Source organism: Mycobacterium sp. P2_H7 (assembly GCF_056403275.1).
In genome coordinates, this window is sequence record NZ_JBFUFU010000013.1 from 150,804 (window position 1) to 162,381 (window position 11,578).

The 11,578-nt window shown below is 68.2% G+C and carries 12 protein-coding genes and 1 pseudogene; 9 read left to right on the top strand and 4 right to left on the bottom strand.

What is annotated here, in order from left to right; translation table 11 throughout:
* The first annotated feature begins 74 nt into the window (after nucleotides 1-74).
* The 4 genes from AC1DY7_RS21195 (at nucleotide 75) to AC1DY7_RS21210 (ending at nucleotide 2,925) form a co-directional block, all read left to right on the top strand.
* Complete coding sequence (locus AC1DY7_RS21195) at nucleotides 75-986, top strand: TIGR03621 family F420-dependent LLM class oxidoreductase (RefSeq protein ID WP_477495682.1); 912 nt, start codon at nucleotides 75-77, stop codon at nucleotides 984-986.
* 68 nt (nucleotides 987-1,054) lie between these two features.
* A complete protein-coding gene (locus tag AC1DY7_RS21200) occupies nucleotides 1,055-1,783 on the top strand; it encodes a DUF2786 domain-containing protein (RefSeq protein WP_477495734.1) in 729 nt (242 codons plus the stop codon).
* A gap of 6 nt (nucleotides 1,784-1,789) precedes the next feature.
* Nucleotides 1,790-2,278: a TIGR04338 family metallohydrolase gene (locus tag AC1DY7_RS21205; RefSeq protein ID WP_477495683.1), complete on the top strand. Its 489-nt coding sequence runs from the start codon at nucleotides 1,790-1,792 to the stop codon at nucleotides 2,276-2,278.
* A complete protein-coding gene (locus AC1DY7_RS21210) occupies nucleotides 2,278-2,925 on the top strand; it encodes an O-methyltransferase (RefSeq protein ID WP_477495684.1) in 648 nt (215 codons plus the stop codon). The genes AC1DY7_RS21205 and AC1DY7_RS21210 overlap by 1 nt, the downstream gene beginning before the upstream one ends.
* A gap of 14 nt (nucleotides 2,926-2,939) precedes the next feature.
* Here the strand turns inward: AC1DY7_RS21210 and AC1DY7_RS21215 are convergent, their stop codons facing one another.
* A complete protein-coding gene (locus AC1DY7_RS21215) occupies nucleotides 2,940-3,614 on the bottom strand; it encodes a Crp/Fnr family transcriptional regulator (RefSeq protein WP_477495685.1) in 675 nt (224 codons plus the stop codon).
* Between the two features lie 158 nt (nucleotides 3,615-3,772).
* The gene (gene ilvD, locus AC1DY7_RS21220; protein ID WP_477495686.1) at nucleotides 3,773-5,485 is read right to left on the bottom strand and encodes a dihydroxy-acid dehydratase; all 1,713 of its coding nucleotides are present in this window, start codon (nucleotides 5,483-5,485) and stop codon (nucleotides 3,773-3,775) included.
* Nucleotides 5,486-5,565: 80 nt separating this feature from the next.
* Here ilvD and AC1DY7_RS21225 point away from each other — a divergent pair, with 80 nt between their 5' ends.
* The 3 genes from AC1DY7_RS21225 (at nucleotide 5,566) to AC1DY7_RS21235 (ending at nucleotide 7,685) form a co-directional block, all read left to right on the top strand.
* Nucleotides 5,566-6,144 carry a DUF305 domain-containing protein gene (locus AC1DY7_RS21225; protein WP_477495687.1) on the top strand — a complete coding sequence of 193 codons (579 nt, stop codon included), beginning with the start codon at nucleotides 5,566-5,568 and terminating at the stop codon, nucleotides 6,142-6,144.
* Nucleotides 6,145-6,147: 3 nt separating this feature from the next.
* A complete protein-coding gene (gene ricR / locus AC1DY7_RS21230) occupies nucleotides 6,148-6,450 on the top strand; it encodes a copper-sensing transcriptional repressor RicR (protein ID WP_477495688.1) in 303 nt (100 codons plus the stop codon).
* A 173-nt stretch (nucleotides 6,451-6,623) separates the two neighbouring features.
* A complete protein-coding gene (locus AC1DY7_RS21235) occupies nucleotides 6,624-7,685 on the top strand; it encodes a L,D-transpeptidase (RefSeq protein ID WP_477495689.1) in 1,062 nt (353 codons plus the stop codon).
* A gap of 93 nt (nucleotides 7,686-7,778) precedes the next feature.
* Here the strand turns inward: AC1DY7_RS21235 and AC1DY7_RS21240 are convergent.
* Both AC1DY7_RS21240 and AC1DY7_RS21245 read right to left on the bottom strand, forming a co-directional pair.
* Nucleotides 7,779-7,988 (bottom strand): annotated as a pseudogene (locus tag AC1DY7_RS21240) (substrate-binding domain-containing protein); the annotation flags it as partial.
* Between the two features lie 248 nt (nucleotides 7,989-8,236).
* Nucleotides 8,237-10,201, bottom strand: coding sequence for a M13 family metallopeptidase (locus AC1DY7_RS21245; RefSeq protein WP_477495690.1), 1,965 nt, complete (start codon nucleotides 10,199-10,201; stop codon nucleotides 8,237-8,239).
* A 54-nt stretch (nucleotides 10,202-10,255) separates the two neighbouring features.
* Between AC1DY7_RS21245 and AC1DY7_RS21250 the strand changes: the two genes are divergently transcribed.
* Together AC1DY7_RS21250 and AC1DY7_RS21255 are read left to right on the top strand one after the other, a co-directional pair.
* Entirely contained in the window at nucleotides 10,256-10,840 is a 585-nt protein-coding gene (locus AC1DY7_RS21250; protein WP_477495691.1) for a hypothetical protein, read from the top strand.
* Complete coding sequence (locus tag AC1DY7_RS21255; protein WP_477495692.1) at nucleotides 10,837-11,526, top strand: hypothetical protein; 690 nt, start codon at nucleotides 10,837-10,839, stop codon at nucleotides 11,524-11,526. The genes AC1DY7_RS21250 and AC1DY7_RS21255 overlap by 4 nt, the downstream gene beginning before the upstream one ends.
* Nucleotides 11,527-11,578: the final 52 nt, after the last annotated feature.

Consider the following 11,578-nt stretch of genomic DNA (forward strand, 5'->3'; position numbering starts at 1 on the left):
GAATGTCCACGCGAGCTCGCGGCGGACGTGAGGCGAGGGTGGACGTGCAGGGTCCGATCGAATTCATTGCCCCGATGCCGCGTCTGAAAACTGATGGTCCCGAATGGGTTTCGGAGCTACTCCGGCTGGAGGACCTCGGGTTCGACACCGTGGCCGTGTCGCATCACGTGACCAGGGGTTGGCAGCTGGGATTGATCTCGGCGATGGCGTTCGCCGCAGCCAGCACCTCACGCCTTCGAGTGCTGTCGCTGGTCGCGCAGAATCCCTTGCAGCATCCGGCGTTGTTGGCAAAGGACATCGCGACGATCGACCGGTTGTCCGGCGGACGGGTGGAACTCGGGATCGGGGCCGGGTGGCTCGCTGACGATTACCACGTGCTGGGCATGGAGGTTGAGACCGGCGGGCACCGGTTCGGTCGGTTGGAGGAATCGCTGCAGATCATCGATCGCTATTTCAACACGGAGACAGTCGATTTCGATGGGTCCTACTACCAGGTCAACGGTATGGAGGCATTGCCCCGGCCGGCCCGGCCCGCGAATCCGCCGATACTGATCGGCGCGGGTGGCCCCAGGATGCTCGACCTTGCCGGCCGCACCGCAGATATCGTGGGCATTCATGCGCAGATGCGTGGCGGGGCCATCGACCGCACGGCGGTCCATGGACTGACCGCCGATTCCATCCAGGCCAAGATCGACAGGGTACGAGACGCCGCCCGGCGGGCGGGGCGCCCCGCACCCAGACTGCAGTTCAGCTGCTATCACGTGCACGTCACCGACGGTCCCTCCGCAGCGGCACACGGTTCGACGTGGTCGTCGGCCATCGGAGCGGAGATGGCGGAACTGCGAGATTCACCGGCCGTGCTCGTCGGTACCACAGCCGAGTGCGCCGACAGGCTGGCCGAGTGGAGTGAGCGATTCGGTATCACCTACTGGTACCTCGGCGGGGACGCCGAGGCCGCCGCCCGCGTGATCGAGAAGCTCCGATGACGCCGGCGCTGCGCACCAGATCGCGCGATGTCGGAGTCCTCACCTAGCCTGGCGGTGTGAGCGACAAGATGCTGGCCCGGATCGCGGCCCTGCTCCGCCAGGCCGAGGGCACCGACAACCCGCACGAGGCCGAGGCGTTCATGACGGCCGCCCAGCGGCTGGCCACGGCCACCTCCATCGACCTGGCGCTGGCCCGGGCGCACTCGACGCAGCGCACCAAGGCGCAGCTGCCCGAACAGCGCACCATCACCATCGGCCCGCCCGGCACGCGGGGCCTGCGCACCTACGTGCAGCTGTTCGTGGTCATCGGCATGGCCAACGATGTGAAATGCGACGTCGCGACCAACTCGACCTATGTCCACGCCTACGGTTTCGCCGAGGACGTCGACGCCACCCACGCGCTGTACGCCAGCCTGGTGACGCAGATGGTCAAGGCATCCGAGGCCTACATCGGGTCGGGGCAGCACCGGCCGACCCCGACCATCACCGCGCGACTGAACTTCCAGCTGGCCTTCGGTGCCCGGGTGGGGCAGCGATTGTCCGAGGCGAAGGCCGACGCGGAACGCGAAGCGGATCGTCAGGACCGGCCCGGGACGGCGCTGGCCCTGCGCAACAAGGACCTTGAACTGAAGTCGTTCTACCGGCAGAGTTCGTCGGCACGCGGTACCTGGCGGGCCAGCAGTGCCTCGGCGGGCTATTCGTCGGATGCGCGCCGTGCCGGTGACCGGGCCGGCAAACGGGCCAGACTCGGCCCCAGCCAGGAGTTGCCGGGTGCGCGCGCCCCACTGAGGCCGTGACATCGCGTGCCTGAACGCGACGCTCAGCGCGCGAAAGTGTATGCCGCCGAGGCGTTTGTCCGTGCCATGTTCGACCGCGCCACCCAGCGTGGTGACCGCTCGATGGACTTCTTCGGCACGCGGCTGACCTTGCCGCCGGAAGGCCGGTTCGCCTCCCTGGATTCGGTGCGCACCTACGTCGACGACGTCCTCGCACTGCCGTCGGTGCGGGAACGGTGGCCCACTGCCGGCGCGGTGCGGATTCGCGCCAGACGGGGGCTGGCGGCCGCGCACTACGAGGCGGACACGGCGACCATGGCGGTCCCCGAGCAGCACACCACCTGGGCGCTGCGGGAACTCGTTGTGCTGCATGAACTTGCCCATCATCTGTGTACCGAGGGCGCGCCGCACGGCCCAGAGTTCGTCACCACCTTCTGCGAGTTGACCGGTGCCGTCATGGGCCCGGAGGTGCAGCATGTACTGCGGGTGGTCTACGCAAAAGAAGGGGTGCAGTGATGGCAGATCCGGTGGCGGTCGACGCGTTGTTCGGGGAGTTGTTGCAGACCGAAGATGACGCGCTGCGCGCGGCGCGGGAGTCCGCGGCGGCCGAATCCATGCCCGCCATCGAGGTGTCGGCGCAGCACGGCCGACTGCTGGAGCTGCTGACCCGGATCGCCCGGGCCCGGCGGGTGCTCGAAATCGGCACGCTGGCCGGATATTCCACCATCTGTCTGGCGCGCGGAGTGGGTCCCGACGGGCAGGTCGTCACGCTGGAGTTCGATCCCCGGCACGCCGAGGTCGCCCGCAAGAACCTGGACCGGGCCGGGGTGGCAGACCGTGTCGAGGTGATTGTCGGTGCGGCGCTGGACACCCTGCCGGCGCTGGCCGGACCGTTCGACCTGTTCTTCATCGACGCGGACAAGGAGAACAACACTGCCTACGTCGAGTGGGCCGTGCGACTCGCCGCGCCGGGTGCGGTGATCGTCGTCGACAACGTCACCAGGATGGGCCGGGTGCTGGACCCGGAACCCGCGGACATCCAGGCGCGCGCGGTGCGCGACATGCTGGCCATGATGGGCAGGCATCCCCGGTTGGACGCCGCCGCGATCCAGACCGTCGGCACCAAGGGCTGGGACGGCTTCGCGGTCGCAGTGGTGGTCTAGCCGTCGTGACCTGACTATTTGGCGCGCTGGGCCAGCCGGGCGGAGTCGTAGATCAGGATCGTCTTGCCCTGCAACTTGATCCAGCCGCGCTGCGCGAAGTCCGACAGGGCCTTGTTCACCGTCTCGCGCGATGCGCCGACGAGCTGCGCCAGTTCCTCCTGGGTCAGCTCGTGGGTGACGTGCAGGACGTTGCCCTCCGGCTTGCCGAACCGCTTGGCGATGTCGAGCAGCTGCTTGGCCACCCGGCCGGGGACATCGGTGAAGATCAGGTCCGACAGTGCGCTGTTGGTGCGGCGCAGCCGGCGGGCCAGCACCCGCAGCAGTTGCTCGGCGATCTCGGGCCGGCCGAGTACCCAGGCGTGCAGCGCTTCCCGGTCCATGGTGACCGCTTTGACCTCGGTCAGAGTAGTCACCGTCGAGGTGCGCGGGCCCGGATCGAAAAGGGCGAGTTCGCCGAACATGTCCGCAGGCCCCATCACCGTGATCAGGCTTTCCCGGCCGTCGGCCGTGCGGCGACCGATCTTCACCTTGCCTTCGAGGATGATGTACAGCCGGTCGCCGGGCTCACCCTCGACGAAGACGGTGTGCCCGCGCGGGAATGAGACTTGCTGTAACTGCGCGATCAGGGCGGTGGCGGCATCGGGTGCAACCCCTTGGAAGATGCCGGACCGCGCGAGAACCTCGTTCACTGAAGACTCTTTCCGTGCATCTCACGTGCTGTGTTGTGGGCCACTCTGAGATCACATTACAGCAGCCACAGGGCACGTAACTGTCAGCGAGCGTGCGCAAACCGCCACAGCTGGCGGCGTGTTGGTGTGCAGACCCGCACGCTCGCGGACAAGGGGGATCAGGAACAGACCGCGCCGGTGGCCGCCGAGCCGACCAGCTTGGTGTACTTCGCCAGCACACCCGTCCGGTACACCGGGGGCAGCGGTTCGAAACCGACCTTGCGGGACTCGAATTCGTCGTCGTCGACCAGGACGTCGAGTTTGCCGTTGGCGACGTCGAGCCGAATCCGGTCGCCGTCCTTGATGAAGGCGATCGGGCCGCCGTCGACGGCCTCCGGTGCGATGTGCCCGACGCACAGGCCGGTGGTGCCGCCGGAGAACCGGCCGTCGGTCATCAACAGCACGTCCTTGCCGAGGCCCGCACCCTTGATGGCGCCGGTGATCGCGAGCATCTCGCGCATGCCCGGTCCGCCCTTGGGGCCCTCGTAACGGATCACGACGACGTCGCCGTGGGTGATGGTGCCGTCCTCCAGCGCATCCAGGGCTGCCCGCTCACGCTCGAAAACCCGTGCGGTGCCTTCGAACACGTCGGAATCGAAGCCCGCGGACTTGACCACCGCGCCCTCCGGTGCCAGCGACCCGTGCAGGATCGTGATGCCGCCGGTGGGGTGGATCGGGTTGTTCATCGCGCGCAGCACCTTGCCGTCGGGATCCGGCGGCTCGATGTGGGCGAGGTTCTCGGCCATGGTCTTTCCCGTGACGGTCAGGCAATCACCATGCAGCAGACCGGCATCCAGCAGTGCCTTCATGACAACCGGGACGCCGCCGATCTCGTCGACGTGCTTCATCACGTGCCGGCCGAAGGGCTTTACGTCGGCCAGGTGCGGCACCTTCTGCCCCACCCGGGTGAAGTCCGCCAGCGTCAGTTCGACGCCGGCCTCCCACGCGATGGCCAGCAGGTGAAGCACCGCGTTGGTGGATCCGCCGAACGCCATCACCACGGCGATGGCGTTCTCGAACGCCTCCTTGGTGAGGATGTCGCGGGCGGTGATCCCGCGGCGCAGCATCTCGACCACCGCTTCGCCGGACTGGCGCGCATATTCGTCGCGCCGCTTGTCGATGGCCACCGGCGAGGCGCTGCCCGGCAGTGACATGCCCAGCGCCTCGGCCGCGGACGCCATGGTGTTGGCGGTGTACATGCCGCCGCAGGCGCCCTCGCCCGGACAGATCGCGCGTTCGATGATGTCGACGTCCTCGCGGGACATCAGGCCGCGTGCGCACGCTCCGACCGCCTCGAAGGCGTCGATGATGGTGACTTCCTTCTCGGTGCCGTCGGTGAGCTTGGCGACGCCCGGCATGATCGACCCGTTGTAGAAGAAGACGCTGGCGAGGTTGAGCCGGGCCGCGGCCATCAGCATGCCGGGGATCGACTTGTCGCAGCCGGCCAGCAGCACGGTGCCGTCGAGGCGCTCGGCCTGCACGACGGTCTCGACGCTGTCGGCGATCACCTCGCGGGACACCAGCGAGAAGTGCATGCCCTCGTGGCCCATGGAGATGCCGTCGGACACCGAGATGGTGCCGAACTCCAGCGGGTAGCCGCCGGCCTCGTGCACGCCGCCCTTCACGGACTGCGCCAGACGCTGCAGCGACATGTTGCACGGGGTGATCTCGTTCCACGATGAGCCGACGCCGATCTGCGGTTTCACCCAGTCGTCGTCCCCCATGCCGACCGCGCGGAGCATGCCGCGGGCCGCGGTCTTCTCCAGGCCGTCGGTGACGTCGCGACTGCGGGGCTTGATGTCGTGAGCAGGAGTAGGAGCGTCTGAGGGCATTGGGTAATTATGCCTTCGCGGTCGTTACCGACCCAAACCATATCCACATACCCCTCAGGGGTACCCGGTAAGGTGGTGGGATGCGCGTTCACGTCTCGGCGGCCCTGCTGGCGGTCGCCCTGTCGCTGGCCGGCTGTTCCGCCGGGGACCAGGCCCCCGCGGCGCCGCCGGCCGCCAGTTCCCCGGTGAGCACCACCGAGGCGCCCGCCGGCAGCAATGCCGAGGACACCGCGTTCGGCACCGATCTCCTACCGCTGCAGAAGCAGGCCATCCAGCTGGCCGGGCTGGCCCCGGCCCGCTCGTCGGACGCGGACCTGGTCACGCTGGCGAAGACCATTGCCACCGGGCAGCAGGGCGAGACCGACACGGTGAAGGTGCTGCTGGTGCAGTGGAATGACGGTGCCGGCCCACCCGCGGCCCCGAGCGCCGCGGCACCCGGTGCGCTCGATGCGGCCACCCTGACGCGGCTCGAGTCGCTGCAGGGCCGGGAGTTCGACACACTGTGGTTGCAGTCGATGCTGGGCCTGCACCGGGCCGTCATCGACCTGACCCGGGCAGAGATCGCCGGTGGGCGCAACGTCGACGCCCAGACACTGGCGAAATCGATCCTGGCCACGCGCCAGGCCCAGGTAGAGCAGATGCAGCGGATGGTGGGGTGAGCAATGACCGACGAGAACTCCGGTGAACACGGCTATTCGCCGCAGAAGGACAACTACGCCAAGCGGCTGCGCCGGATCGAAGGGCAGGTCCGCGGCATCGCCAAGATGATCGAGGACGACAAATACTGCATCGACATCCTCACCCAGATCAGCGCCGTCAACAGCGCGCTGCAATCGGTGGCGCTGGGGCTGCTCGACGAGCATCTGGGGCACTGCGTGACGCACGCGGTCGCGGCAGGCGGTACCGACGCCGACGCCAAGCTGGCCGAGGCCTCGGCGGCCATCGCCAGGCTGGTCCGGTCCTAGCCGCCGACCGGCGCAAACATCACACCTTGTAACGCCGGACGCCCCATCGGCGATCAAACCCCAGGTCAGTGGCGTAGGCCGGGGAGAGCTGAGGGGTCTGCCCGGCCTTGCCAGGGTTAATGGGTCCTGGCGCTATGCCACACTGGATTTCAGAAATGTACTGGAGGTGACGTATGTCGCAGCGGACGAGACGCAAGCTCGCCGGCGCCATCCTGGCGGCCGGAGTGGTTGCCGGATTCTGTATCAGCAGCCCGTCTGCCTGGGCAGATCCGGAAGTCGCGCCCGAACCCGGTGTCGTCGACGCGCCCCCCGCACCCGCGCCGCCGCCGGACCCGTTCGCGTTCCCGCCGCCGGCGCCGCCGGCCGACCCGTTCGCGCCGCCCGTCGATCCGCTGGCCCCGCCGCCGGCTGACCCGTTGGCCGCACCGCCGGCACCGCCGGCCCCGATCGATCCGCTCGCCCCTCCCGGCGTGATTCCCGCGGGCACCCCGGCCGGCCAGAACCCGACGCCCTATACGGGGCAGCCGGTGTTCGCGCCCCCGACGTTCAACCCGACCAACGGGTCGATCGCCGGCGCGGCCAAGCCGATTTACATCAACTTCGCCCGCCCGATCGCCGACCGCCAGATGGCACAGGACGCCGTGCACATCTCGTCGGTGCCGCCGGTGCCCGGCCGGTTCTACTGGACCACCGACACCCAGCTGCGCTGGCGGCCGTTGGCGTTCTGGCCGGCCGGCACCACCGTCAACATCGACGCCGGTGGCACCAAGTCCAGCTTCCGGGTGCCCGAGCAGCTCGTCGCCACCGTGGACGACGCCACCCATCAGATGACCGTCACGCGAAACGGCAAGGTGGAGAAGACTTTCCCCGTCTCGATGGGCCGGCCCGACGGTAAGCACGAGACCAAGAACGGCACCTATTACGTGCTGGAGAAGTTCCCGGACATCGTCATGGACTCGTCCACCTACGGGGTGCCGGTGAACTCCGCCGAGGGCTACAAGCTCAAGGTGCAGGATGCCGTGCGCATCGACAACAGCGGCATCTTCGTGCACAGCGCGCCGTGGTCGGTGGGCGACCAGGGCAAGCGCAACGTCAGCCACGGCTGCATCAACCTCAGTGCCGCGAACGCCCAGTGGTTCTACGACAACTTCGGCAGCGGCGACCCCGTGGTGGTGAAGAACTCGAAGGGAACCTACAACGCACCCGACGGTGCGTCGGACTGGCAGATGTTCTGACTTCCGGCTCGAACACACGGACACTCCCGCACTTCCTTCCTGGGAATGCGGGAGTTTCTGTATGTCTCGGGCGAGTCCGACGACGGCGGAGCCCTAGCCCTGGTCAGGGCGAGCCGTCGTGCGCCGCACCACCAGGCGCGGTTCCAGCACCACGTCGATGCGTTCGGCCCGGCCCCGGTCGAGCCGCTCGACCACCGCGTCGACGGCACGTGCGGCCTGCTGCGCGGGTTCCTGGCTGACCGAGGTCATGTCGATGTGCGCCAGCTGCGCGAGCGTGCTGTCGTCGTAGCCGGTCACGGCGACCTCGGCGCGTTGCCGGGTGTCGGCACTGGGTCCCGGTGCGTTGCGGAACACCAGGGAGACCAACGCCTTCGAGACGCCGACCCGGTCGGAGATGTCCTGCATGGTCGGTCGATCGCTGACGGCCACGCAGTCCTCCGGAGGCTCGGCATCAGGATGTGACGGTCCTGATGGTAGCGCCAAGACCGGTCACCTAGATCGATACAACACGCGTTCGGCCCGATCCAGGGTCTGTGGATCGCAACCCGCGGTCAGCTCCAGATGCGCACGCGGGCAGCGGGTTCCAGGAACAGCTCGTCTGAGTCGGCAACCTCGAACGCGTCGTAGAACGCGTCGATATTGCGGATGACGCCGTTGCACCGGAACTCCGGCGGGGAATGTGGATCGGTGGCCAGCCGGCGGATCGCCTCGGCGTCGCGGGATTTCGTCCGCCACACCTGAGCCCAGCCGAACAGCACCCGCTGCACGCCGGTCAAGCCGTCGATCACCGGAGCGTCTTTACCGTCCAAGGACAGTTCGTAGGCGAGCAGCGCGATGGACAGGCCGCCCAGGTCGCCGATGTTCTCGCCGACGGTGAAGGCGCCGTTGACGTGATGGTCGACAGCGAGGGCGCGCGGGGTGAAATCCTCGTACTGCTCGATCAAAGCTTTTGTGCGCAGCCCGAATTCGGCCCGGTCATCATCGGTCCACCAGTCCACCAGGTTGCCGTCACCGTCGTACTTGGCGCCCTGATCGTCGAAACCGTGCCCGATCTCGTGCCCGATGACCGCGCCGATCCCGCCGTAGTTCGCGGCGTCGTCGGCATCGGCGTCGAAGAACGGCGGCTGCAGAATGGCTGCGGGGAAGACGATCTCGTTCATGCCCGGGTTGTAGTAGGCGTTGACGGTCTGCGGCGTCATGAACCACTCGTCGCGATCCACGGGGCCGCCGAGCTTGGCCAGTTCACGGTCGTACTCGACGGCGTAGCCGCGCTGATAGTTCCCGTACAGGTCGGCGCGGTCGATCGTCAGCGCCGCGTAGTCGCGCCACCGGGCCGGGTAGCCGATCTTCGGGGTGAACTTGTCCAGCTTGGCCAGCGCGCGCTCCCGGGTCTCCGGGGTCATCCAGGCCAGATTGGTGATGCTGACCCGGTAGGCCTCCCGCAGATTGGCCACCAGCTCATCCATCCGCGCCTTGGCGGCGGGCGGGAAATGCTGGTCCACGTAGAGCTTTCCGACGGCGTCGCCCATCAGGTTCTCGACCAGGGCCACCCCACGCTTCCACCGGTCGCGGATGGCCTCGGTGCCCGACAGCGTGCGGCCGTAGAAGTCGAAGTTCTCGGCGACGAGGTCGTCGGTCAGCAGCGACGCGCGGGAGCTGATGACCCGCCAGCGCAGCCACGCCTTCCAGTCCTCCAGCGGCTCACCCGACCACAGCGCGGCGAAGGCTGTCAGGTAGTCGGGCTGGCGCACGACCACCTGCGCCGGGGTGGCACCCAGTGCGCCGACCCACCCGGACCAGTCGAATCCCGGTGCCTCACCAGGAAGTTCGGCGAACGTGCGCAGGTTGTAGGTGAGATCCGCGTCGCGGCGCTTCACCACATCCCAATGCGCGGCAGCAAGTTTGGTCTCCAGCGCCACGATGCGGGTCGCAGTGGCGGCGTGGTCGGCCCCGTCGGGGAACACCAGTGCCAGCATCCGGGCGATGTGCGCCGGGTACGCCTCCAGGATCGCGGCGTGCTGCGGGTCGCGGTAGTACGACTCGTCGGGCAGCCCCAATCCGGACTGCGAGAGGTGCAGCAGATACCGCGTCGAGTCCTTGGAGTCGGTGTCGACGTACACGCCCGTTCCGCCGCCCACGCCGGCGCGCTGCAGCCCGGCGAGCACGGCCGCCAGGGCGGTCGCATCGGTGGCGGCGTCGATCGGGGCGAGTTCGGCGTGCAACGGTGCCAGCCCGCGCTGGTCGACGGTGGCGGTATCCATGAAGCTCGCGTACAGGTCACCTATGCGCTGCTGGTCGCCTGCGCCGTCGGACCCGGCCGCTTCCGTGATCAGATCGCGGACCTGCTCCTCGGCACGGTCGGCCAGGGTGCGGAAGGCACCATCGGTGGCACGGTCGGCGGGAATCTCGTAGTCGGCCAGCCAGCGGCCGTTGACATGGCCGAACAGGTCATCCTGGGGCCGGACCTCGCTGTCGACATAGCTCAGGTCGATACCGGATGTGGTTGAAGACGTCACTCTCGCATCCTGCCAGAAGCCGCGCCCAGCAACGGGGCAGGTAGCCTCACGGCCATGCCTGACCTGCTCACCGAAGAGCCGCCGGCGCCGGCCCGGTCCATCAGCCGTTATGGCGTCGCCTCCGTCGTACTCGGCGTCATCGCCGTCGCGGCCGCCGTGCTGGCCGGGATGATCTGGTCGAGCCACCGGGACGACGCCGGTGAGCTGGCCTACCGCACCCGGGTGCTGCAAACCGCCGCGGACTGGACCGGCGGACTGGTCACCATGAACAAGGACACCGTGGCCGGGAATCTGCAGAAGCTGCGTGACGGCACCGTCGGGCAGCTGAACGTGGAGTTCGACCAGACCGTCGAACCGTTCAAGGAGATCGTGGCCAAGCTGCAGGCGCAGACCGTCGGTCAGGTCGAATCGGTGTCCATCGAAACGCTGCACCACCAGCCCGGTGAGGGCGGCAAGCCGCCCGCCGACCAGCCGGAGCTCGACGCGGTCGCGTCGCGCACGGACACCGTCCTGGTGGTCGCGACCTCGGTGAGCCAAAATGCCGGTGGCAAACCCCAGACGGTGCGGTGGAACCTGCGGCTCGGGGTCTCCGATGTGGACGGAAAACTTTTGATCTCGCGGTTGGAGACCATCCGATGAGCAACCGGTTGCGCGTGCTCGTCTTCGACATCCTGGCGCCGATCGCGGCGATCGTCGCGCTCATCTACGTCGGTGCCGCCCTGGCATGGCCGGTGTGGTGGGTGTCGGTGTGCTCGGTACTGTGCGTGCTGATCGTCCAGGGCATGGTGGTCAACGCGGTGCTGTTCCGTCGGGACGGGGTGACGCTGGGCACCGACGACGACGGCCCGGGGCTGCGACTGGGTGTGGTCGCGGGGGCGGCGTCGACGCTGGCGGCCGCGGTCATCGTCGGGTACACGAGTTGGACGGTGCCCGATCGGGATCTGCACAACGACAGCGCCGAGGTGGTCGGCATCGCCAGCAGCGTCGCCGAGGCCTCGGCCACCTTCACGCCGAGCAGCCCGAACGCGTCGATAGACCGGGCGACCGCGCTCATGACGCCTGATCGAGCAGAGTCTTACCGATCCGAGTTCGCCGCGGTGGCAAAGGATTTGACGGGCCGCAACGTCTCGGGTCAGGCGCAGACGGTGTCGGCCGGGGTGGAGGCGATCGGCCCGTCCGACGCCAGCGTCGCGGTGGTGATGCGCGGCACGCAGAACGCGCCGGGCAAGCCCGCCGATGTCGCGGTGCTGGCGCTGCGGGTGGTGCTGGCCAAGCAGGACGGCAAGTGGCTGGTGGCCGACGTGACGCCGATCAACGCGCGCTGACGGGTGCGATTGTCCGCCGAGCCTACGGTTGTTTGTGACGAGAATTCGGCCG